General features: G+C 62.9%; 20 protein-coding genes. 13 read left to right on the top strand and 7 right to left on the bottom strand.

The window, feature by feature from the left end; translation table 11 throughout:
• Positions 1-64 precede the first annotated feature (64 nt).
• From SINAR_RS0104860 to SINAR_RS0104830, 7 genes are all read left to right on the top strand, one after another.
• Complete coding sequence (locus tag SINAR_RS0104860; protein WP_027998022.1) at positions 65-766, top strand: transcriptional regulator NanR; 702 nt, start codon at positions 65-67, stop codon at positions 764-766.
• A gap of 28 nt (positions 767-794) precedes the next feature.
• The gene (locus SINAR_RS0104855; protein WP_027998021.1) at positions 795-1,766 is read left to right on the top strand and encodes a sialic acid TRAP transporter substrate-binding protein SiaP; all 972 of its coding nucleotides are present in this window, start codon (positions 795-797) and stop codon (positions 1,764-1,766) included.
• Between the two features lie 54 nt (positions 1,767-1,820).
• Positions 1,821-2,339 carry a TRAP transporter small permease gene (locus tag SINAR_RS0104850; protein ID WP_027998020.1) on the top strand — a complete coding sequence of 173 codons (519 nt, stop codon included), beginning with the start codon at positions 1,821-1,823 and terminating at the stop codon, positions 2,337-2,339.
• Positions 2,340-3,617 (top strand): TRAP transporter large permease, encoded by a 1,278-nt coding sequence (locus SINAR_RS0104845; protein WP_027998019.1) that lies wholly within the window; start codon positions 2,340-2,342, stop codon positions 3,615-3,617.
• The gene (locus SINAR_RS0104840) at positions 3,614-4,549 is read left to right on the top strand and encodes a dihydrodipicolinate synthase family protein (protein ID WP_027998018.1); all 936 of its coding nucleotides are present in this window, start codon (positions 3,614-3,616) and stop codon (positions 4,547-4,549) included. Before SINAR_RS0104845 ends, SINAR_RS0104840 begins: the two co-directional genes overlap by 4 nt.
• A 12-nt stretch (positions 4,550-4,561) precedes the next feature.
• Positions 4,562-5,461, top strand: a complete 900-nt coding sequence (locus SINAR_RS0104835; protein ID WP_027998017.1) for an N-acetylneuraminate lyase — start codon at positions 4,562-4,564, stop codon at positions 5,459-5,461.
• A gap of 239 nt (positions 5,462-5,700) precedes the next feature.
• The gene (locus SINAR_RS0104830; RefSeq protein WP_027998016.1) at positions 5,701-7,614 is read left to right on the top strand and encodes an adenylate/guanylate cyclase domain-containing protein; all 1,914 of its coding nucleotides are present in this window, start codon (positions 5,701-5,703) and stop codon (positions 7,612-7,614) included.
• Positions 7,615-7,638: 24 nt separating this feature from the next.
• Here the strand turns inward: SINAR_RS0104830 and SINAR_RS0104825 are convergent, their stop codons facing one another.
• Together SINAR_RS0104825 and SINAR_RS1000000135045 are read right to left on the bottom strand one after the other, a co-directional pair.
• Positions 7,639-8,775, bottom strand: a complete 1,137-nt coding sequence (locus tag SINAR_RS0104825; protein ID WP_027998015.1) for a PQQ-dependent sugar dehydrogenase — start codon at positions 8,773-8,775, stop codon at positions 7,639-7,641.
• 145 nt (positions 8,776-8,920) lie between these two features.
• On the bottom strand, positions 8,921-9,082 hold the full coding sequence (locus tag SINAR_RS1000000135045) for a Thivi_2564 family membrane protein (RefSeq protein ID WP_017266304.1): 162 nt from the start codon (positions 9,080-9,082) through the stop codon (positions 8,921-8,923).
• Positions 9,083-9,275: 193 nt separating this feature from the next.
• Here SINAR_RS1000000135045 and SINAR_RS0104815 point away from each other — a divergent pair, with 193 nt between their 5' ends.
• Positions 9,276-9,503 (top strand): hypothetical protein, encoded by a 228-nt coding sequence (locus SINAR_RS0104815; RefSeq protein WP_027998014.1) that lies wholly within the window; start codon positions 9,276-9,278, stop codon positions 9,501-9,503.
• 39 nt (positions 9,504-9,542) lie between these two features.
• Here the strand turns inward: SINAR_RS0104815 and SINAR_RS0104810 are convergent, their stop codons facing one another.
• The 4 genes from SINAR_RS0104810 to SINAR_RS0104795 all read right to left on the bottom strand — a co-directional run bounded on the left by SINAR_RS0104810 (position 9,543) and on the right by SINAR_RS0104795 (position 13,815).
• Positions 9,543-10,760 carry a TIGR03862 family flavoprotein gene (locus SINAR_RS0104810; RefSeq protein WP_027998013.1) on the bottom strand — a complete coding sequence of 406 codons (1,218 nt, stop codon included), beginning with the start codon at positions 10,758-10,760 and terminating at the stop codon, positions 9,543-9,545.
• A gap of 160 nt (positions 10,761-10,920) precedes the next feature.
• Entirely contained in the window at positions 10,921-11,916 is a 996-nt protein-coding gene (locus SINAR_RS0104805; RefSeq protein WP_027998012.1) for a TRAP transporter substrate-binding protein, read from the bottom strand.
• A gap of 28 nt (positions 11,917-11,944) precedes the next feature.
• A complete protein-coding gene (locus tag SINAR_RS0104800) occupies positions 11,945-13,210 on the bottom strand; it encodes a TRAP transporter large permease (RefSeq protein WP_027998011.1) in 1,266 nt (421 codons plus the stop codon).
• Complete coding sequence (locus SINAR_RS0104795) at positions 13,210-13,815, bottom strand: TRAP transporter small permease (RefSeq protein ID WP_027998010.1); 606 nt, start codon at positions 13,813-13,815, stop codon at positions 13,210-13,212. Before SINAR_RS0104795 ends, SINAR_RS0104800 begins: the two co-directional genes overlap by 1 nt.
• An 87-nt stretch (positions 13,816-13,902) precedes the next feature.
• On the opposite strand from SINAR_RS0104795, the gene SINAR_RS0104790 reads away from it, so the two are divergent.
• Positions 13,903-14,562 (top strand): GntR family transcriptional regulator, encoded by a 660-nt coding sequence (locus SINAR_RS0104790; protein WP_027998009.1) that lies wholly within the window; start codon positions 13,903-13,905, stop codon positions 14,560-14,562.
• A gap of 21 nt (positions 14,563-14,583) precedes the next feature.
• On the opposite strand, the gene SINAR_RS0104785 is transcribed toward SINAR_RS0104790, so the two are convergent.
• On the bottom strand, positions 14,584-15,600 hold the full coding sequence (locus SINAR_RS0104785; protein ID WP_027998008.1) for a substrate-binding domain-containing protein: 1,017 nt from the start codon (positions 15,598-15,600) through the stop codon (positions 14,584-14,586).
• 452 nt (positions 15,601-16,052) lie between these two features.
• Here SINAR_RS0104785 and SINAR_RS0104780 point away from each other — a divergent pair, with 452 nt between their 5' ends.
• The 4 genes from SINAR_RS0104780 (at position 16,053) to SINAR_RS0104765 (ending at position 20,273) form a co-directional block, all read left to right on the top strand.
• A complete protein-coding gene (locus SINAR_RS0104780) occupies positions 16,053-17,324 on the top strand; it encodes an ABC transporter substrate-binding protein (protein ID WP_027998007.1) in 1,272 nt (423 codons plus the stop codon).
• Positions 17,325-17,412: 88 nt separating this feature from the next.
• Positions 17,413-18,399: a carbohydrate ABC transporter permease gene (locus SINAR_RS0104775; RefSeq protein WP_027998006.1), complete on the top strand. Its 987-nt coding sequence runs from the start codon at positions 17,413-17,415 to the stop codon at positions 18,397-18,399.
• On the top strand, positions 18,399-19,229 hold the full coding sequence (locus SINAR_RS0104770; RefSeq protein ID WP_027998005.1) for a carbohydrate ABC transporter permease: 831 nt from the start codon (positions 18,399-18,401) through the stop codon (positions 19,227-19,229). The genes SINAR_RS0104775 and SINAR_RS0104770 overlap by 1 nt, the downstream gene beginning before the upstream one ends.
• 15 nt (positions 19,230-19,244) lie before the next feature.
• Positions 19,245-20,273, top strand: a complete 1,029-nt coding sequence (locus SINAR_RS0104765) for an ABC transporter ATP-binding protein (RefSeq protein WP_027998004.1) — start codon at positions 19,245-19,247, stop codon at positions 20,271-20,273.
• Positions 20,274-20,361: the final 88 nt, after the last annotated feature.

Raw genomic sequence — 20,361 nt, 5'->3', positions numbered from 1 at the left:
GCGGATAGGCTCCAGACGCGAGGTTCTCTTGACTCGAGTGGTATAACACCTTAACAATTACCCCATGAGCACACTCGCCGTCCGTAAAAAACTTTCTGACGAAGTCCGGTCGAAACTGGAGGAGATGATCCGCGACGAGATCTATCCCCTGGGGGCGACGCTTCCCTCCGAACGGGACCTGATGGAAATGTTCGGGGTCGGGCGCCCCTCGATCCGCGAAGCGCTGTACGCTCTGGAGCGCATGGGCCTCGTGAAGATCAGCACGGGCGAGCGTGCGAAAGTCACGCGGCCGACGCCGGACCACTTCCTGGCTTCGCTAGCAGGCGCTGCCCGCATGCTGCTTGGCCGTCCGGAGGGCGTGGCCAATTTCGAGCAGGCGCGTCTGTTCCTGGAGGAGAGTTGCGCTAGGCACCTGGCGGCTCACGCGACAGCGGAGCAGATCGAGGCGATCGATGCCGCGCTGGCGCGTAACGAGTCCGCGATCGGCAAGGCTCGCGCCTTTGCCGCCACCGATGTCGCCTTTCACCGCACGCTGACCCAGATGGTCTCGAACCCGATTTTCGTCGCGGTTCATGACGCATTTGTGGACTGGCTGATCGCCCAGCGGCCTCTGCCGAGCAGGCCGGAGATTTCCAACCGGGAGAGTTTCGAAGAGCACGTGGCGATCGTGGAGGCCATCCGCGCGCGAGATGCGGAGCGTGCCGGACGGGTCATGCGCGAGCACCTGGAGAGTGCCGCGCGCAAATACAGGCAAACGCGCCCGTAGCATCGGGCCGGCAATGGGAGGAGCAATAATGAAAACGGGACTGATTTCGCTCGCGCTTGCGGGCGTGCTGATGGCGTCGCAAGCCACGGCGCAGGAAGCGCGCACGTTGCGGCTGGGAATGCAGGGTACGGCCGGGGACCCGCAATTCGAGGGCGTCACAGAGGCCGCGCGCGTCATCAAGGAGAAATCCGGCGGTCGGTTGACGCTGGAAATCTTCCCGAACTCGCAGCTCGGCACCTTCACCGAGATGATGGAGCAGGTGACGCTCGGCGAGCTCGACTTCACGCTGAATCCGTTCGGCGGCATGGATGCCTGGGTTCCCCGGGCAGTCCTGGCGAGCACCGCCTATGTCGTCGGCGACTTCGATCACCTTCAAAAGATCATCGCCTCCGACTGGGGTAAGGGAATCGTCGACGAGATGCGGACCGAGCACAAGTGGCGCATGGTCGACTCCTGGTACTTCGGAACGCGGCACACGACGGCAAAGAAACCGATCGAAAAGCCTGCAGATTTCGCCGGCATGAAGCTGCGCGTTCCGAACTCGGCGCCGCTTCTCACCTGGGCAAAGGCGATGGGCGCGAGCCCGACGCCGGTCGCATTCGCCGAAGTCTATCTTGCACTTCAGACCAATCAGGTGGACGGCCAGGAAAATCCCCTGCCCATCATCGACGCGATGAAGTTCACCGAGGTACAGTCCCATGTCTCCTTGACAGGGCATCTGGTGCAGGACCAGCTCATCCTCATGTCGGAAGACACGTGGAATGCGCTCGAGCCCGCCGACCAGAAGGTCGTGATGGAGGCATTCGAGGCGGGCGGCGCCCTCAACGACAAGCTGGTCAGCGACAAGGAAGCGAACCTCGTCAGCGATTTTCGCGAGCGCGGCATCACCGTGGTCGAGCCTGACAAGGCGCCATTCCAGGAAGCGATGAAGCCCGTCTACGCCGATCTCGACGCAAAGTTCGGTGCAGGTACGGTGCAGACGCTGCTCGACCTTCGTTAACCACCCTGCAGGCGCGGCCCGAGGCGGCCGCGCCCCATTTCGGGAAGTTCAGCAATGGCCCATCCAAGCCGCTGGCGAAGCTTTGCCCATATCGCAGAGACTCTGGCTGCTATCCTCCTGGTCTTCGCCTTCGTCGTGATTGCGCTGCAGATCGTCACCCGCTTCGTCTTCCATGATCCGATGTTCTGGACGGAGGAGGCTGCGCGCTATGCTTTCGTCTGGCTGGTGGCGCTTGGCGCAGCAGAAGGAGTAACCTCACGGACGCACATCACCATGGATATCGCGCCGCGATTGCTCCCGGAGCGGGCGCAGCTTTTCCTGCGGCTCGTTCTGGATGTCCTGGTGCTCGCCGCGCTGCTCTTCCTTGTTTACTACGGCACCTTCGGGGCCATGCGCGCCCACAAGGTGATGTCGATCGCGATCGGCGTACCGGAGTCGTGGCTTTACGGCGCCCTTCCCGTATTCGGACTGCTGTCGGCCATCCGGATCGCGCTTGTCATGGCTCGGGATGCCCGGCTGCTCTTTGGCAGCCGCCGTCCGTCGGCCGATGCATCTTGCGAAAGGTATCTCTAGATGGCGACGCTCTTCGGGGGATGGTTTGCCCTTCTGATCGTCGGCATGCCGGTGGGTTTCACGCTGATCGTGGCGGCGCTCGCCTATATGCTCTGGCAGGGAACGGGGCTGAATTTCGCCGGCCAGCGCATGATCGCCGGCCTCAACAGCTTTCCGCTTCTCGCGGTCCCTTTTTTCATCCTCACTGCGCAATTGATGAACCTTTCGGGCGTGACGGAGCGCATTTTCGACTTCGCCAAGGCACTCGTAGGTCATATCAGGGGCGGGCTCGGCCATGTGAACATCATGGCGAGCGTTATGTTCTCCGGCATGTCCGGTTCGGCCGTCGCCGATGCGGCCGGCCTGGGCCAGCTCGAGATCAAGGCTATGCGCGATGCGGGCTATGACGAGCAGTTTTCCGGCTCGGTCACGGCCGCATCCGCGATCATTGGCCCGCTCATTCCGCCCTCCATTCCCCTCGTGGTCTATGGCGTGATCGCCAATACCTCGATCGGTGGCCTTTTCCTCGGCGGCATCGTGCCAGGCCTTCTCTGCGCCGCTTCTCTCATGCTCATGGTCTATGTGATCGCCTGGCGCCGGAACTATGCGACCGAAAAGCGCGCCAGCCTTCGCCGGGTGTGGTCCACCTTCTGGCATGCGCTGCTCCCGCTCATCACGCCGTTCATCATCATAGGTGGCATCTTTGCCGGGATTTTCTCGCCGACCGAGGCTGCGGTGGTCGCGGCCAGCTATGCCCTCTTCCTCGGGGTTGTGGTCTATCGTGAAATTACGTTCGCCAAACTCGTGACCGTGCTGCGCGAGACTGTCAGCCATACGGCCGCCGTCGGTCTTCTCATCATGGGCGTGTCGCTGTTCGGCTATGTGATCGCGCGCGAACAGATACCCCAGCACGTCGCCGCGTTTTTCCTCAACTATGCAGATGACCCGCTGACGTTTCTGATCCTGGTCAACCTCATGCTGTTTGCGCTCGGGACCTTCATCGAGGCCCTTGCAATCCTGCTGCTGATCGTACCGGTGCTGGTCCCGACCGCACTGCAATTCGGGGTGGATCCCGTCCACTTCGGCGTAGTGGTCGTGTTCAACCTGATGATCGGCATTCTGACGCCGCCTATGGGCGTGGCGCTCTTCGTCGTCTCGAAGGTCGCCCACATACCCTTCGGCGTACTTGCACGCGGTATCCTGCCGCTGCTCGTGCCTCTCATCCTCGTCCTGGTGCTGATCACGGTCTTTCCGGCACTCGTCACCTTCGTACCCGATCAGCTCGGAGCCGCCCGATGATCATGCAAGCCAAGCCTCCCGAAGGCGTCTGGGGAGCAGTGCTTCTGCCGGTGGACCGACGAGGGGAAATCGAATGGTCCGCCTTGCAGGAGCAGCTGCGGGCGCTTCGCGGCAGCGGACTTCAAGGTATCTACACCAACGGCACTGCCGGGGAATTCCACAGCCAGACGGAGCACGAATTCGATCGGCTGAGCCAAATGGTCGCCGAATTCTGCCATGCCGTCGCCCTGCCGTTCCAGATCGGCGTTTCGCATTCGAATGCGCGTGTCGCACGCGAACGCCTGGCGCGCGTCGCATCTCTGCGACCCGATGCCGTTCAGGTCACCCTGCCGGACTGGTGGGCGCCGAGCTACGAGGAGGCGGAGGATTTCTTCGCCGGCCTGGCCGCAACGGCCCCAAAGGTTCCGCTGATCCTCTATAATCCGCCCCACGCCAAGCGCCGGCTGAACTTAGACGAGATCGCAAGACTGAAGGCCGGTCTCCCCATGCTCGTCGGCGCCAAACTGCCCGGCGGCAACGAATTCTGGTACGAGGAGCTTCGGCGCAAGCTGCCGGATCTCGCCGTCTTCATTCCCGGACATTTTATGGCGAGCGGATGTCTCGCGGGTGGCCGCGGCTCCTATTCCAACGTCGCCTGCCTGAGCCCCGCCGGCGCCGTCAGGTGGTGGCATCAGCTTCGGGAGGATCCGGCAGGCGCCCTGGCATTCGAGGCCCGCGTCGCCGGCTTCATGAGCGAGCATGTCCTGCCACTTGCTGCGCGCCATGGCTTGTCCAACGCGGCGCTCGACAAGGCGATGGCTGCCGCCGGCCGCTGGTGCCCCATCGGGCCTCAGCTACTCTGGCCCTACAGTTCCGCCCCCGATGCTGCGGTGATCGCGCTTGGCGCCGCTGCCCGCCGCCAATTGCCCGAGCTTTTTTCCACGAGCCAGTGAAAGCGAAATACGATGAAATTCGAAGGGATCTATTCCGCCCTCCTTACTCCGTTTTGCGAAGACGAAAGCATCGACCGGCAGGCCATCGGAGCGCTCGTCGATTTTCAGGTCCGGCTCGGCGTCGACGGTGTTTATGTCGGCGGCAGCTCGGGCGAAGCGATGCTCCAGTCGCTCGAGGAGCGCGCGGACTACCTCTCCGACGTCGCCGCCGCCGCGTCCGGACGTCTGAAGCTGATCGCCCATGTCGGCACGATCGCGACGAGAGATGCGCTCGGACTTTCGCAGCACGCGGCCGAATCGGGTTATCAGGCGGTCTCGGCCATCCCGCCCTTCTACTACGACTTCTCCCGGCCCGAAGTCATGGCGCATTACCGGGAGCTGGCGGATGCTTCGGCCTTGCCTCTGATCGTCTATAACTTCCCCGCCCGCACCAGCGGCTTCACCTTGCCGGAACTGGTCGAGCTTCTCTCGCATCCCAACATCATCGGCATCAAGCACACGTCGAGCGACATGTTCCAGCTCGAGCGCATCCGGCATGCAGTGCCCGACGCCATCGTCTACAACGGCTATGACGAAATGTGCCTGGCCGGCTTCGCGATGGGCGCACAGGGCGCGATAGGCACCACCTACAACTTCATGGGCGATGTGTTCGTCGCGCTCAAGGCCTGTGCAGCGGCAGGGCGGATCGAAGAGGCGCGGCGGCTCCAGGCCATGGCGAACCGTGTGATCCAGGTGCTGATCAAGGTCGGCGTCATGCCGGGGTCCAAGGCGCTGCTCGGCATCATGGGTCTTCCCGGGGGGGCTTCCAGACGCCCCTTCCGGAAGGTCGCAGAGGCGGATATCGCAGCTCTCCATGAGGCCGTGGCGCCCGTTCTCGCGTGGCGCAAGGATCGTATCGCGCCGAGCGGCTAAACCGGCCGTAATCGAGTTTCCGCCACCCAAAGGCCGCAATCATGTGCAGTGTGTGAACGACCCTTCGCATCCTGCGACGTAGCATTGCTCTTTGCGGCCAATCATCCAATTTCTTGTCAGCGGCGAGTTGGAAAGCCTACGCGTCGATCGCAGAATAAGCCTCGGGCGGACACGGAGTTTTGAGTGGACGGGTGGGGTCGGTCCAATAAATATGCGCGTGAAGACTGTCGAGGCTCGTGATGGAACGTAAACTCGCAGCAATCGTAGCCGGCGACATCGTCGGCTATACCCGCCTGATGTCCGAGGATGAATCCTCGACCTATGCCGCCCTGCGGGCGACTTTCAGCGGACTGATCATGCCTGCGGTCGAGAAGCATGGCGGCCGCACCTTCAAGACGACGGGCGACGGTTTTCTCGCGACGTTTCCGAGCGTCAACGAGGCGCTCGACGCCGCGATCGAAATCCAGAACGGATTTTCCGAGCAGCCCTTCGATATGCGCCTCGGCATCAATCTCGGCGACGTCATAGAAGCCGATGGCGACATGTTCGGCGACGGCGTGAACGTCGCGTCGCGGCTTGAAGCGATGGCCGAACCGGGCGGCATTTTCGTAAGCGAGGCGGTCGTCCGCAGCGCCGACCGAAACCGCAGCAAGCTTTTCTACAGTATCGGCCGGAGACAGGCGAAGAACATTCCCGAGCCGCTCGCCGTTTACGCGGTGCGGCTCGATGCGGGTGAAAAGAGCGGTGGCGGCTGGATCGGGCGGTTCGCCCGTGGCCGGCGTGCGGCATTGCCCTACGTTGTCGGTGCCGCGGCGCTCGTCCTCGTCGCTGCCGCAGCCCAGGCGCCGGAGGTGAGAGCCATCGGAGCGGACCTTGCTGGTAGCCTCGCGCGCCTGACGGGCGGCGAACTTGCTGACGCAAGGCCGACGGTTGCGGTGCTGCCCTTCGACAATATGAGCGGCGACGCCGGTCAGAGCTACTTCGCCGACGGGCTTACCGAGGACATAATCGCCAATCTCGCGCGAAACCCCGAGCTTCAGGTGATCGCCCGCAATTCGACCTTCGCCCTGCGCGGCCAGGCAGAGGACATCCGCCGGATCGGCGAAAGACTCGGTGCCGGCTATGTGGTGGAAGGCAGTGCCCGGCGCGCGGGCGACCAGCTTCGCGTGGTGGCGCAGCTGATCGATGCACGCAGCGGTGCGCATCTCTGGTCGCGCAGTTACGATCGCCGGGTCGAGGACATATTTGCGGTCCAGACCGAGCTGACCGCCGAGATCGTCTCGCATCTCGTTTCCTATGTGCGCGAGTCGGAAGTATCGAATGCGGCAGAACGGCCCACCGAGAATCTCCAGGCTTACGACCTCGTTCTCAAAGCCCGTGACCGCTACAAGCATGGTTCGAGGGATGGCGAGGCGCTGATGGCTGCCCGCGCGCTGCTTCATCAGGCCCTGGAGCTCGATCCCGGTTATGCCGCCGCGCGTGCCAATCTCGGGATGACCTACATCGTCGACTTCGTGCAGAAGCTCAGCGGCAGGGCGACGATGACCGACGTGGAAACCGGCCTCAGCGAGGCACGCCAGGCCGTTCGCCTCGATCCGAATCTGGCTGCGGCCTATCAGGTTCTCAGCTTCGGCCTCTCTGCCACCGGCGACTACCCCGGCGCCATGCAGGCGGCACAAAGGGCCGTCGAGCTCAATCCGAACGATCCGGACAGCCTGATGGCCCTGGCAAAGGCGCAGGTCCGGTTCGGCAGCTATGACGAGGCGGTGCGAAACGCCGAGCGGGCGCGGCGGCTGCATCCCATGGCGCCGGAATACTATACCTATGTCTACGGCCAGGCACTCTATGCTGCCGGTCGCCTCGATGAGGCCGACGAGGTCTTGCGGGAATGCCTGATCCGCGCGCCGCAGGAGTCGGATTGCCTGCTGATACAGACGGCGGTTCTGAGCCAGCGAGGAGACGTCCAGGAAGCGCAGCGCACAATGGAGCGCCTGACCGCAGTGGATCCGGAATTTTCCCTCGCAAGCGAGCGGTCCCTGCGTCGCTTCGGCGATTCCGCGCTGATGGAGCAATTCCTCTCTCGGCTTGCCGAGGCCAATGCTCCGGACGTGACGAGCGGATTGGTTCATCCGCGCACGCAATCACAGACCTAAGAGGCGCTTGCGCCGGAACTGTAGCTAATCGTTGGCCGGCCTCAAGCGCAAAATCCTGCCGGATGCGGCATCGATGAGGGCGAGCACCGAGCCATCGGAGGCCTGCAGAAGATCGCGCACCCGTGCCCCCAGCGAAAGAACTTCCTCGCCAGTCACTTTCTCCCCGTCCGTCTCCACCCTGACGATACCTCCCGCCGACAGGCCGGCGATCAGGAGATCGCCGCGCCAGTCCGTAAACAGGTCGCCGGTATAGAACATCATTCCGGAGGGCGAGATCACCGGTGTCCAGCTGTGGAGGGAGCCAGCGAGGTCGGGCCGGTTTGGCGGGTCGGGAATTCTTTTGCCCGAATAGTGTCTTCCCCAGCTTACTACGGGCCAGCCATAGTTGTTGCCGGCCTCGGGTATGTTCAACTCGTCTCCGCCCCTGGGCCCCATCTCGGCCGTCCAAAGCACGCCGGTCTCGGGATGAATGGCGGCGCTCTGGACGTTGCGGTGGCCATAGGACCAGACCTCGTCGGCGCCTTCCCGGCCCACGAAGGGGTTGTCGTCCGGTATTGAGCCATCGGGATTGAGGCGGACCACCGTGCCGAGATGGTTGCCCGGATCCTGGGCCTCCTGCATGTCGAAGCGCTCGCCGAGTGTGATGAAAAGCTTGCCGTCCGGCGCGAAGGCCAGTCTGGCGCCGAAATGGTTTTCTCCCGAAACCGCCGGTTCCTGCTGGAAGATTATCTCGAAATCTGAAAGCGCCGTGGCATCCTCGTTCAGCCGGCCGCGACCGACCGAGGTCCCCGCGCCGCCCTGCCTTTCCTCGGCAAAGGAAAGATAGATGGTCCTGTTCGTCGCGAAGTCCGGGTCGAGGGCGACATCGAGGAGTCCTCCCTGGCCTTGTGCGAATACATCCGGGACCCCTTCGATCGGTTCGCTTACCGCGCCTTCGTCCGAAACGAGGCGCAGCCGGCCGGGACGTTCCGTCACCAGCATATCGCCATCAGGCAGAAGCGCAGCACCCCAGGGGTGCTCAAGGCCGCCGGCGAAGATCTCGACATCGATGGGGCCGCTTTCGGTGTCGAGCAGACGCGGCGAATCCTGGGCGATCCCCGTCTCGGGTCGCGCAACAGCTATTGTCGCCGCCAATGCCAGGAAAACAGCTGCCCGTATCATGGCCGCCTCCGTTCGTTTCACGAACCGGACTGTTCACTCGAGCCTAATAGGGAAGCCGGGCCAAGGTTCCCGGTGGATCCGAAGGGCGCGTTCACATGTTTGCTGCCGCCCTGAAAGAAATTGTGGGCCGGAACACCGATCGAAGTCAGAACACGGCAAGATACCGCAGCAGCGACAGAATGCCGATAATGATGACGATGGCCTGGACGATCTGCTTGGTGCGCCCGTCGAGGGGAAGGCGGTTGACGAGATAAAGAACCAGAATGACGACGAGAAAGGTGATCAGGATGCTGATCAGTACCGACATATTGTCTGCCCCATTCGTTGAAAAACGCTGTCTTCTGTTTCAACTATGGGAGGCAGGGCAAAAGGCAAGTGGGGGCCGGCGCTCACCTGCCTCGCCTTCCCCGAAGAATGTTGCAGGCTCTGGATTCGTGCCCCCGCCATACCGATATTAAGCCATCATCAACAGAGTCACTTTGATTGGAGGATCAAAGGAAATGTCGCTGCGCTTCTCGGATCTCGCCATTGACGACGACGAAATCTCGATGTTGCGACGTGTTCACGTTTATGCCTGCTCCTCAAGGGAGCTGGAGCCGGAAAGCGAACACGGTGCGGAATTAGGAAAGATGCTGTTCCATCTCTACCAGCAGGGCGTACGGAGCGAACTCGCGCTCATGCAGATGTTGACGGCGGGCGAATCCCCGCCGGCACCGGAGGCGGGTTAAGCCAAGCGCGTCGCGTTTAATCGACTTGATTCGACACGCTTACGGCTTCCCGTGAGCGAGCCATGCCTCGACGCCACGCGCCGCAGCGCGGCCCGTGGCAAGACATGCGGTCAGGAGATAGCCGCCGGTCGGTGCTTCCCAGTCGAGCATCTCGCCGGCGGCGAAGAGGCCGGGGAGCGCCTTCAGCATGTAGCGTTCATCGATCGCATCGAGGCGGATACCGCCGGCCGACGAGATTGCTTCGGCGATCGGTCGTGTCCCGCGTACCGGAACGGGCACAGCCTTGATAAGTGCAGCGAGCTGCTCCGGAGCGGCCATGGCAGCATCCGGCAAAAGCTCCCGCAACAGCGCGGTCTTGACGGCGTCGAGCCCCGCGCCCTTGCGCAGACGGTTGGAGAAACTGGTCTTGCGATCCTGCCGCGCGAGATCCCGCGCAAGCCTTTCGGCCGTCCGTCCAGGCGCAAGGTCGAGCAGGAGCGCTGCCTTACCGTCGCGTTCCAGCCGGTCGCGCAGGCTCGCCGCATGGGCATAGATCAGACTGCCTTCGATGCCATCGCGGCTCACGACGAATTCGCCCGGGATCGTGCCCGCATCGGATGCGGCGGTGACGGCTTTCAGGGGTTGACCGGCAAAGCGCGCGCGGAAAATTTCGCTCCAGGCGACCTCGAAACCGCAATTGGCGGGGCGGAAATCGGCGATCGGCACATCTCTCGCCCGCAGCAACGGCACCCAGGCGGCGTCGGAGCCGAGCCGCGGCCAACTCGCGCCGCCAAGCGCCAGGAGAACCGCGTCGCAACGGACGACTTCTTTCCCAACCGGCGTTTCGAAGATGTAGCCGTTCTCGGCGAAACCCGTCCACCGATGGCGGGTGAGAAGCCGGACGCCTTGCGTTTCCAGCCTGCGGAGCCAGGCGCGCAGCAGCGGCGAGGCCTTCATGGCCCTAGGAAACACGCGGCCGGAGGAGCCGACGAAGGTCTCCGCACCCAGTCCGGCCGCCCAGGCGCGCACGTCCTGCGGGGTAAAAACGTCGAGTACCGGGCGCAGCCTTGCCGAAGCATCGCCGAAGCGCGTCGCAAAATCCTTGTAATCTTCGGAATGGGTGATGTTCAGGCCGGATTTTCCCGCGAGCAGGAATTTGCGCGCCGCGGTCGGCATCGCCTCATAGACGGTCACCGCATGGCCCGAGCGGGACAAGACTTCCGCGGCCATCAGACCGGCGGGGCCACCGCCGATAATTGCGACTTGTTTTCTTTCCATCTGTCCAACATCCAGGAGCTCCTCAGGCTCTCTTGGCCTGCGGCGCGCCGGGGCGCAAGCAGATTGAGGCGTTGTGCGCGGCACGCGGGCTCGACGGCCGGCGGCGATGTCCGCAAACCGCATGGGGAACGCGGCGGGCGCCGCGATCCCCGCGAGGGCGTCAGAGCGTCGCGCCGACCTTGCGCAGCTCGGCGAGAACCGGCGCCTTCGGCAGCCAAATCTTGTCGTATTCGGCGATGATCCGGCCGGCGTCGGCGACCGTCACATCCTTGATCGGGATGCCTGCGCCGTCGAACTTTTCGAGGAGAGCCGGCTCGTTGGCGACGGTTGCATCGATCTGCTCGTCAAGCGCTGCCTTGGTGAGGCGGGCGATGATCTCCCGATCTGCCTCGGGGAGGGTCTGCCACACGCGGCCTGAGGCCAGCGCCACGCAGGGCATGAAGATGGCGTTCATCTTCAGCATGGTCTTGGACACCTTGTCGAAGCGCTGGTTCCAGGAGAAGTCGAGGTCGGCTTCCAGACCGTCAACCTGGCCGTTCGACATGGCGTCGAAAACGGCCGGAGTCGGGATCGGCGTCGGTGCTGCGCCGAGGAGTTGGTAGAAATCGCGATACGCGGGCGTCGTATTGATGCGCAGCTTCATGCCGTTGATGTCGTCGAGTCCGGCGATCTCCTTGGCCGAGAAGACGACGCGCATGGTGGTAATGCCCCAGGCAAGACCGACCGTTCCAGTCTCGGCGGGGAGAACGTCGAGGAGCTTCATGGCGACCGGCTCACGCACGAGCTTGGCGACCTTGGCGGTCGAATCGACGACCCAGGGCGCGTTGATCGCGGCAACGGCGGGAATGCGCGAGCCGAGTTCGGCGGTCATGATCCAGCCGAGATCGAGCGCGCCGCTCTGCATCTGCTGCAGCATCGCCGCTTCGTTGCCGAGCTGGCCGGCCGGAAACACCGAGATCGACAGGCGGCCGTTTGTCTCGGCCTTGAGGGTTTCGCCAACCTTGAGGGCGGCATTGTTCCAGGGATGTCCCGGCGGAGTGACGATGCCGAGGCGCAGGGTGCGCGGTTCCTGGGCGCGGACGAGCGATGGCGTGGCGAGCGAAAGGGCTGCGCCGGCGGCGATGCCGCCAAGGAAGGTTCTGCGGGAGAATGTCATGGAAGGTCCTCTGGCTGGTTCGTTGTGGTTATCGGGCGATGAAGGTCGAGAGCGAGGGAATGAGCGACAGGAGCACGAGCATCAGGCAGGAAACGAAGAAGAATGGCAGCGTCACCAGGAACATCTTGCCGGGCTTGGCGCCGGTCACCGCGGCGGCCACGAAGAAGCAGAGCCCGACGGGCGGCGAGAGGAAGCCGAGGACGAGGTTGACGACCACGACGACGCCGAAATGGATGGGGTCGATGCCGTAGACCTCGGTGGCGATAGGCAGGAGGATGGGCACGGTCATGATGAGACCGGGCGCGCCGTCGATCACCGTGCCGATGACGAGCAGGATGACGTTGACGAGCAGCATGAAGGTGACCGGATCCGAGGCGACGGTCTGGACCCAGCCGGCAACCTGCTGCGGCACCATGCCGTATACGAGGACCCAGGAAAAGACCGCGGCGGCGGCAACAAGGAAGAGGACCACGGCCGAATAGATGCCGGCCCGCAGCATCATTCTCGGAAGATCGGAGAATTTGAGCTCGCCGATCCAGAAGCGGCCGACGAGCACCGCCGCTACCGCTCCGACGGCCGCGGCTTCCGTCGCATTGGCGAGGCCGGACAGGATCGAGCCGACGATGACAAACGGGATGAGGAGCGTCGGCAACGCGTCCAGCACGATGCGGACGCGTTCCTTGAGCTTCATGCGCTCGCCGCGAGGATAGTTGTAGACGAACCCCATCGCCGCGATGACGAGGCAGAAGGCTGCGGTCAACAGAACACCGGGCACAATTCCCGCGGCCAGCATGTCGCTTACCGGAACCTGCGCGAGCACGCTGTAGACGACGAACATGATCGATGGCGGAATGATCGGGCCGAGCATGCCCGCATAGGCGGTGATCCCGGCGGCGAAAGTCTTGTCGTAGCCCTTCTTCTCCATCTCCGGCACCATCATCTGCGCCATGACGGCAACCTGCGCCGTGGCCGAGCCGAGTATGGAGGAGACGAACATGTTGGCGAGCAGGTTGACATAGGCAAGCCCGCCGCGCATGGCGCCGACGAAGGCCATCGTCATATCGATGATGCGCCGGGTGATGCCGCCGCCGTTCATGATCTCACCGATCAGCACGAAGAGCGGAATGGAGATCAGGCCGTAATTGTCGACGCCGCCGAAGAGCTGCGTCGGAAAGCTCTGGAAGAGCAGGGGATTTCCGGAGGCGAAGATATAGACGATGCTGCCGAGGCAGAGGCAGACGCCGATCGGAACGCCGACGAGCATGAAGGCGAGAAAGACGGCGGTGGTGAGCATCAGTTCACTCCCTCGGCGCTCGAAAGTTCGCGCCGCTCACGCTGAGGCGACAGACCCAGGTCTTCGACGAGATTGGCGGCGCAATGAACGGTCATGGTCACGGCGAAGAGGGGAATAACGAGGCTGATCGCCCAGATCGGCCAATTCAGCGTCTGGCTGCGCTCGGTATAGAGAAAGTTGAAGCTCTCGGCCGCGAAGGCCTTCGCGTCGAAGCCGGCCCGGATGATGCCGGCGGGGTCCATCCACATCCAGCAGAATGCCGCAAGCGCAAGTGCGAACAGGAGGACGAGCAGCGTCGAAACGGCGCGCATCCAGCGCGCCGCCGCAGGCGGCAGATAATCCGTCAGCAGCGTCACGGCAAAATCGAGCCTGAGGCGCGTCAGCGCCGAGCCTCCGACGAAGGCGAGCCACACCATGGCGTAGACCGCCGATTCATCGACCCAGTAAAGCGGATGCCCGCCGTATCGGGTGACGACGTTGAGGAGGATGAGCGCGAGGAGCACGCACATCAATCCGGCAACAACCAATTTTTCCAGCGCGAGCAAGGCTTCGGAGAGTGCGAGGATGGCGCGCGCAAAAAGCGGCGGCGCGGCTGAATGCTTCATGACCGTTCCCTTATTTGCGTATAAAGTAGATTTTATACATTCTGCGAGTCAATATGCTTTTAAACGGTCTTCCTGTAGCAAGCCTCCATGGTCTCACATCTGAAGCATCGCACCCTCTCCGGGGCACTCATCGAGGAAATCCGGCAGGCGATTCTCTCCGGCCGCTATCCGGCCGGCAGTCAATTGCGGCAGGATGCGCTGGCCGAAACCTATGGCGTCAGCCGCATTCCGGTGCGTGAGGTCCTGTTCCAGCTCGAGGCCGAAGGCCTGGTCAGGATTGTGCCGCAGAAGGGGGCGATCGTCTCCGAACTGTCGCTGGCCGAGATCGACGACGTGTTCGAGCTGCGTGCGCTTCTGGAGCCGCGCCTCTTCCGCAAGTCGGCGCCGCTTCTCGACGGCGATGATTTCGCACGGGTGGAGGAGGTTCAAAACCGGTTCCTCAAGGCGACGGCCGCAGGAGAAATCGACTCCTACGGCCAGCTCAATGCCGAACTGCACATGGCGCTCTACCGGCGCGCCGACATGCCCCGGACGCAGCAGATCGTCGCCTCGCTGCTGCAGACGAGCGACCGCTACACGCGCGTTCAGCTCTCAAGCGTCGCAGCGATGACCCGGGCGATGGAAGAGCATGCCGAGCTGATCCGCCTCTGCCGCGCAGGCGCTTTCGAAGAGGCGGCGGGTTTCCTGGTCTTCCACCTCAAGGCTGTGCACGAGGACCTGCTGTTCCGCTTGAAGGGACGCGAGTAGAGCCCCGCCAGAGAAGGATGGTCAAGCCTCCGGCGCCGGACCTGTCGACTCGCGCAGGATCAGCTCGACCGGCCAGAGCTCGTGAATCTCCGTGGCGGGCCGTCCGGTCAGCAGCTGCAGGGTAAGGTCGGCCGAACGCGCGCCGGCGGCGCGCAGCGACGAGCGGCTCGTGGAGAGGGATGGGACCATATTGTCGGCCGTGAGATAGGGGAAGACATCGTCATGGGCGATGACGGATATGTCCTGCCCGACGACAAGGCCCAGCGAGCGCACGGCGCGATAGACGCCGAGCGCCGTCATCATCGAGCCCGCGACGAAAGCAGTCGGGCGAGGGGACTGTTCGAGGAAGGAACGGGCCGAGCGAAAGCCGATCTCGTCGGTGAACTGGCCATGCGTGACGAGGCGCGGATCGAAAGGCAGCCCGCGATGCTCCAGCGCCTCGCGATAGCCCTTGTCGCGGTGGAGCGTGAAAGTGAGGCCGTCGCGGCCGTTGATGAGTGCGATCCGCCTATGGCCGAGATCGAGAAGATGCGAGGTGGCGCGACGAATCGCGCCTTCGTTGTCGATGTCGAGCCAGGCGTGCGGCACGTCGGTCTCGGAGCGTCCGTGGACCAGGAAGGGAATACCGAGCTTGTGGAGCAGCAGGATGCGCTCGTCGTTCGGCTTAGGCGAATGGATGATCACGGCGTCGACCCGCCCGCTCGTCGCCAGGCGGCTATAGAGCTGGATCTCGGCTTTCATGTCCTGGTCGGCAACCGGGCTCACGAGAATGTCGATATCCTCGCTGTCCAGCCGTTCGGCCATGCCGCTCATGAATTCCGAGAACTGAAATTCGTTGCGGCCCATAACGACGCCGATCGCGCCTGCGCGGCCGGTGACGAGGCGCACGGCGTTGATGTTCGGCCGGTAACCGAGGCGCACGGCCTCCTCGGCAACGCGCTTGCGGGTCTTCTCGCTGACCTCCGGATAGCCGCTCAAAGCACGGCTGACCGTTGTTGGAGAGAGCCCCAACTGTTGGGCGAATTCCTTGAGCTTCACTGTTTTTCCCTGCGCCCCTTCTGCGTGTTGTCCGGGTATCGTTTCCCGAAAAAGTCACGCAGCAATTCGAAATGCTGCATGCGCTCGGCGCTGCAGACATTCGCGCCGGACTATACCCGGTTCGCCGGCAGTCACAATCCATGCCTTTGCGTCGCGCACACCGCCGGGACTTGATCGGGAAAGCTATCCGGGCGCGATCCAAATCGTTTTAAATTCCTGTGGACGAATTTTCCCGCAACCGGTTGACCGTCGGGCCGGGCTGTGGAGCCACGCGAAGCGCGTCTAGCTTAACGCTCGGAATATACAACGGAAAATCTGAGATGACCATGGCGGCTGCTTCCGGTGCAACCTCTGCTTGACAGCAGATGAGCCTTCTGACAGCTTCTGCGCACCCAAACCGTTTTCGAATTGCTGAGGAGCCAACGGGACCGGGGGGAATTTTGGAGGGACCAATGAACGTGAAGCCTTTTGTAAGGACGCTGATTTCCTGCGCCGCGATCGTCGGTGCAGTCGACCTTGCTGAGGCCGCCGAATTGTCTATGGCGGCCAATTCGACCGGCAAGAATCTGAGCTTTCTGCGGGAACAGATCGCCAAGTTCGAGAAGGAGACGGGGCACAAGGTCAATCTGGTGACGATGCCGGCTTCGAGCAGCGAGCAGTTCAGCCAGTACCGACTCTGGCTCGCCGCCGGCAACAAGGATGTCGACGTCTACCAGACGGACGTCATCTGGGCTCCGCAGCTCGCCGAGCAGTTCGTCGACCTGACCGAGGCGACGAAGGACGTGGTCGGCGCTCATTTCCCCTCGATCATCCAGTCGCAGACCGTCAACGGCAAACTGGTCGCTCTGCCCTTCTATACGGACGCCCCGGCGCTTTATTACCGGAAGGACCTGCTCGACAAACACGGCAAGTCGCCACCCAGGACCTGGGATGAACTGGCGGCGACCGCCAAGGACATTCAGGACAAGGAACGTGCCGCCGGCAATGCCGATATCTGGGGCTTCGTCTTCCAGGGCAATGCCTATGAGGGGCTCACCTGCAATGCGCTCGAGTGGATCAAGTCCTCGGGCGGCGGCCAGATCGTCGAACCCGACGGCACGATCTCCGTCAACAACGAAAAGGCTGCAGCGGCCGTCGAGCGGGTCAAGGAATGGATCGGCACGATCGCGCCCAAGGGCGTGCTTGCCTATCAGGAGGAGGAATCGCGCGGCGTCTGGCAGACCGGCAACGCCGTCTTCATGCGCAACTGGCCCTATGCCTACGCACTCGGCAACGGCGACGACAGTGCCGTCAAGGGGAAGTTCGAGGTCGCCCCGCTTCCGGCTGCAACCGACGGCGACCAGCCGTCTTCGACACTCGGCGGATGGAACCTCGCGGTTTCGAAATATTCCGACGAGCAGGAGGCTGCGATCGCCTTCGTCAAGTTCCTGGGTTCGCCCGAGACCCAGAAGGTGCGCGCGATCGAGCTTTCGAACCTGCCGACGATTGCGGCGCTGTACGACGACCCCGACATCGCGGCCGCCCAGCCGTTCATGCCGCATTGGAAGCCGATCTTCCAGAGCGCCGTGCCGCGCCCCTCGGCCGTGGCAAAGGTGAAGTACAACGAAGTGTCCTCCAAGTTCTGGAGCGCCGTGCACAACACCCTCTCGGGCAACGGTACGGCCGCGGAGAACCTCGAGCTTCTCGAAGTCGAGCTGACCGAACTCAAGGGCGACGCCTGGTAGGAAGTTGCGAGACCCGGATGGCAGCTCTGCCGTCCGGGTCAGGATCAAACGGCACGGGCGAATCCGCGCCAACCGGTAGGCTCACGTCATGACTGATCTTTCCCTCGCAGATCGGCCGGCTGCGCTCGCGCATGGCGGCAGGATAGGCTCGGACCTGCAGGCGCAACGGGTTCGTTCGGCCTGGCTTTTTCTCGCGCCCACCTTCCTCGTCCTGGCGCTCGTCGCCGGCTGGCCGCTCATCAGGACCATCTATTTCAGTTTCACCAACGCCACGCTGACCGATCTGTCGGGCGCCGAATTCGTCGGCTTCTCCAACTATCTCTCATGGATCACCCTGAAGAGCGGACGCACCATTTACCGGGGCCTGCTTGCGGACCCCGCCTGGTGGAATGCAGTCTGGAACACGCTCAAATTCACGGTTCTTTCCGTCAGCATCGAAACGGCGCTGGGCCTCATCGTCGCCTTGGTACTCAACGCGCAGTTTCCCGGGCGCGGACTTGTGCGTGCCGCCATCCTGATCCCCTGGGCGATCCCGACCATCGTCTCCGCGAAAATGTGGGCATGGATGCTCAACGATCAATTCGGCATCCTCAACGACATGCTGCTCGGCCTCGGCCTGATCGGCGAAAAGATCGCCTGGACCGCCAGCCCCGACACCGCCATGACCGCTGTTCTGATCGTGGACGTCTGGAAGACGACGCCCTTCATGGCGCTGCTGATCCTCGCCGGTCTGCAAATGGTGCCGGGCGATATTTATGAAGCAGCCAGAATCGACGGAGTCCACCCGGTACGCGTCTTCTGGCGGGTCACCTTGCCGCTGATCCGGCCGGCGCTGATGGTCGCGGTCATCTTCCGCATGCTCGACGCGCTGCGCATTTTCGACCTCATCTACGTGCTGACGCCCAACAACGCGCAAACGAAGACCATGTCGGTCATGGCGCGCGAAAACCTTTTCGATTTCGACAAGTTCGCCTATGGCGCGGCGGCTTCGACCATGCTGTTCCTGATCATCGCGACGGTCACGATCCTCTACATGTGGCTCGGGCGCCTCAACCTGAGCGGAGGAGAACGCTGATGGTTGCCACATTCGCCAAGCGGACCGCGTTCTACGCCCTCGTGGCCGTCATCATCGTCATCGCCGTCTTCCCCTTTTATTATGCGATCCTGACGAGCTTGAAGTCCGGGACGGCGCTGTTCCGCGTCGACTACTGGCCGACCGACTTTTCGCTCACCAATTATGCCGACATCTTTTCGCATGGAACATTCGTGCGCAACCTCGGCAATTCGCTCCTCGTCGCCACGCTGGTGGTCGCCATATCGCTGCTTCTTGCCGTTACTGCCGCCTATGCGCTCGCCCGCGTGCGTTTCCGCGGCCGGGGGCTGCTTCTGCTGACCATCCTGTCGGTTTCGATGTTCCCGCAGATCGCCGTTCTGGCAGGTCTCTTCGAGCTCATCCGCTTCGTCGGGATATTCAACACGCCATTGGCGCTCATCTTTTCCTATATGATCTTTACGCTGCCGTTCACCGTGTGGGTACTGACCACCTTCATGCGGGATCTGCCGATCGAGATCGAAGAGGCTGCGATCGTTGACGGCGCCTCTCCCTGGGTGGTGATCACCCGTGTGTTCATGCCGCTGATGTGGCCGGCACTGGTGACCACCGGCCTCCTCGCCTTCATTGCGGCCTGGAACGAGTTCCTCTTCGCGCTGACATTCACGTCGTCGAACACGCAGCGCACCGTGCCGGTCGCGATCGCCCTGCTTACGGGGGGGAGCCAGTTCGAGATTCCCTGGGGCAACATCATGGCGGCGTCCGTGATCGTCACCGTGCCTCTCGTGGTGCTCGTGCTCATCTTTCAGCGGCGGATCATTTCCGGCCTCACCGCCGGCGGCGTCAAGGGTTAACGTGGGAGACCAAAAATGGCAGAGCTTCAGTTGCGGGATATCCGCAAGTCTTTCGGCGCCTTCGAAGTCATCAAGGGCGTCAGCATGGACATCAAGGCGGGCGAGTTCATGGTCTTCGTCGGCCCTTCCGGCTGCGGCAAGTCCACCCTCCTGAGACTGATCGCAGGGCTGGAGGAAATCACCTCGGGAACGCTTGCCTTCGACGGCCAGATCGTCAACCAGCTGACGCCGTCGCGCCGCGGGATCGCCATGGTCTTTCAGTCCTATGCGCTCTATCCGCACATGACCGTCTACGAGAATATGGCCTTCGGTATGAAGCTTGCAGGCAAAGACAAGCAACAGTGCCGGAACCGGGTCGAGGCGGCGGCGGAAATGCTGCAGCTCACGCCATATCTCGAACGTCTGCCGCGGCAGCTCTCGGGCGGGCAGCGCCAGCGCGTGGCGATCGGCCGGGCGATCGTTCGCGATCCGAAGGTTTTTCTGTTCGACGAGCCGCTTTCGAACCTCGATGCGGCGCTGCGTGTCGCCACCCGCCTCGAAATCGCCAAGCTTCATCGCAGCATGCACAAGACGACGATGATCTATGTGACCCACGATCAGGTCGAGGCGATGACGCTTGCCGACCGGATCTGCGTCCTCAGGGACGGTCTCGTCGAGCAGATAGGCACGCCGCTGGAGCTTTACGAGACGCCGAATTCGGTCTTCGTCGCCGGCTTCATCGGTTCGCCGAAGATGAATTTCCTTTCCGGCGCCGTTGCGGAGCCATACAAGGCCGCCACGATCGGCATCCGCGCGGAACACCTGGAGATCGATGAACAAGGCGGTGAGTGGAGTGGGACCGTCATCCACTCGGAGATGCTCGGTTCCGACAGCTATATTTATCTCGACATCGGAACCGGCGAGCCGGTGATCGTCCGCGAGAGCGGCATTGCCAGGCATCAGCCCGGACAGGCGATCAGGATATCGCCGGCTGCCGGCCAGGTTCACCGTTTCGATGCTGGCGGCCGGGCGCTCGGGCGGATGGAAATGCGGGGTGCGGCCTGATGCATGTCGCCCAGGCGAGCGCAGAGGTTTTTGGGTGGCATGCACAAAAAATGACCTAAAGCCCATCGTAAGAATTCGGCCGGATGCA

It is taken from the genome of Sinorhizobium arboris LMG 14919 (genome assembly GCF_000427465.1).
Classification (GTDB): Bacteria; Pseudomonadota; Alphaproteobacteria; order Rhizobiales; family Rhizobiaceae; genus Sinorhizobium; species Sinorhizobium arboris.
Note: the sequence above shows the minus strand (reverse complement) of the source record. Positions and strands in the feature narration are given on the sequence as shown.

Excerpts from the sequence above, each read along its gene's own strand:
- SINAR_RS0104860 (WP_027998022.1), top strand. The coding sequence starts at position 65 with ATGAGCACACTCGCCGTCCGTAAAAAACTTTCTGACGAAGTCCGGTCG.
- SINAR_RS0104855 (WP_027998021.1), top strand. The coding sequence starts at position 795 with ATGAAAACGGGACTGATTTCGCTCGCGCTTGCGGGCGTGCTGATGGCG.
- SINAR_RS0104850 (WP_027998020.1), top strand. The coding sequence starts at position 1,821 with ATGGCCCATCCAAGCCGCTGGCGAAGCTTTGCCCATATCGCAGAGACT.
- SINAR_RS0104845 (WP_027998019.1), top strand. The coding sequence starts at position 2,340 with ATGGCGACGCTCTTCGGGGGATGGTTTGCCCTTCTGATCGTCGGCATG.
- SINAR_RS0104840 (WP_027998018.1), top strand. The coding sequence starts at position 3,614 with ATGATCATGCAAGCCAAGCCTCCCGAAGGCGTCTGGGGAGCAGTGCTT.
- SINAR_RS0104835 (WP_027998017.1), top strand. The coding sequence starts at position 4,562 with ATGAAATTCGAAGGGATCTATTCCGCCCTCCTTACTCCGTTTTGCGAA.
- SINAR_RS0104830 (WP_027998016.1), top strand. The coding sequence starts at position 5,701 with ATGGAACGTAAACTCGCAGCAATCGTAGCCGGCGACATCGTCGGCTAT.
- SINAR_RS0104825 (WP_027998015.1), bottom strand. The coding sequence starts at position 8,775 with ATGATACGGGCAGCTGTTTTCCTGGCATTGGCGGCGACAATAGCTGTT.
- SINAR_RS1000000135045 (WP_017266304.1), bottom strand. The coding sequence starts at position 9,082 with ATGTCGGTACTGATCAGCATCCTGATCACCTTTCTCGTCGTCATTCTG.
- SINAR_RS0104815 (WP_027998014.1), top strand. The coding sequence starts at position 9,276 with ATGTCGCTGCGCTTCTCGGATCTCGCCATTGACGACGACGAAATCTCG.
- SINAR_RS0104810 (WP_027998013.1), bottom strand. The coding sequence starts at position 10,760 with ATGGAAAGAAAACAAGTCGCAATTATCGGCGGTGGCCCCGCCGGTCTG.
- SINAR_RS0104805 (WP_027998012.1), bottom strand. The coding sequence starts at position 11,916 with ATGACATTCTCCCGCAGAACCTTCCTTGGCGGCATCGCCGCCGGCGCA.
- SINAR_RS0104800 (WP_027998011.1), bottom strand. The coding sequence starts at position 13,210 with ATGCTCACCACCGCCGTCTTTCTCGCCTTCATGCTCGTCGGCGTTCCG.
- SINAR_RS0104795 (WP_027998010.1), bottom strand. The coding sequence starts at position 13,815 with ATGAAGCATTCAGCCGCGCCGCCGCTTTTTGCGCGCGCCATCCTCGCA.
- SINAR_RS0104790 (WP_027998009.1), top strand. The coding sequence starts at position 13,903 with ATGGTCTCACATCTGAAGCATCGCACCCTCTCCGGGGCACTCATCGAG.
- SINAR_RS0104780 (WP_027998007.1), top strand. The coding sequence starts at position 16,053 with ATGAACGTGAAGCCTTTTGTAAGGACGCTGATTTCCTGCGCCGCGATC.
- SINAR_RS0104775 (WP_027998006.1), top strand. The coding sequence starts at position 17,413 with ATGACTGATCTTTCCCTCGCAGATCGGCCGGCTGCGCTCGCGCATGGC.
- SINAR_RS0104770 (WP_027998005.1), top strand. The coding sequence starts at position 18,399 with ATGGTTGCCACATTCGCCAAGCGGACCGCGTTCTACGCCCTCGTGGCC.
- SINAR_RS0104765 (WP_027998004.1), top strand. The coding sequence starts at position 19,245 with ATGGCAGAGCTTCAGTTGCGGGATATCCGCAAGTCTTTCGGCGCCTTC.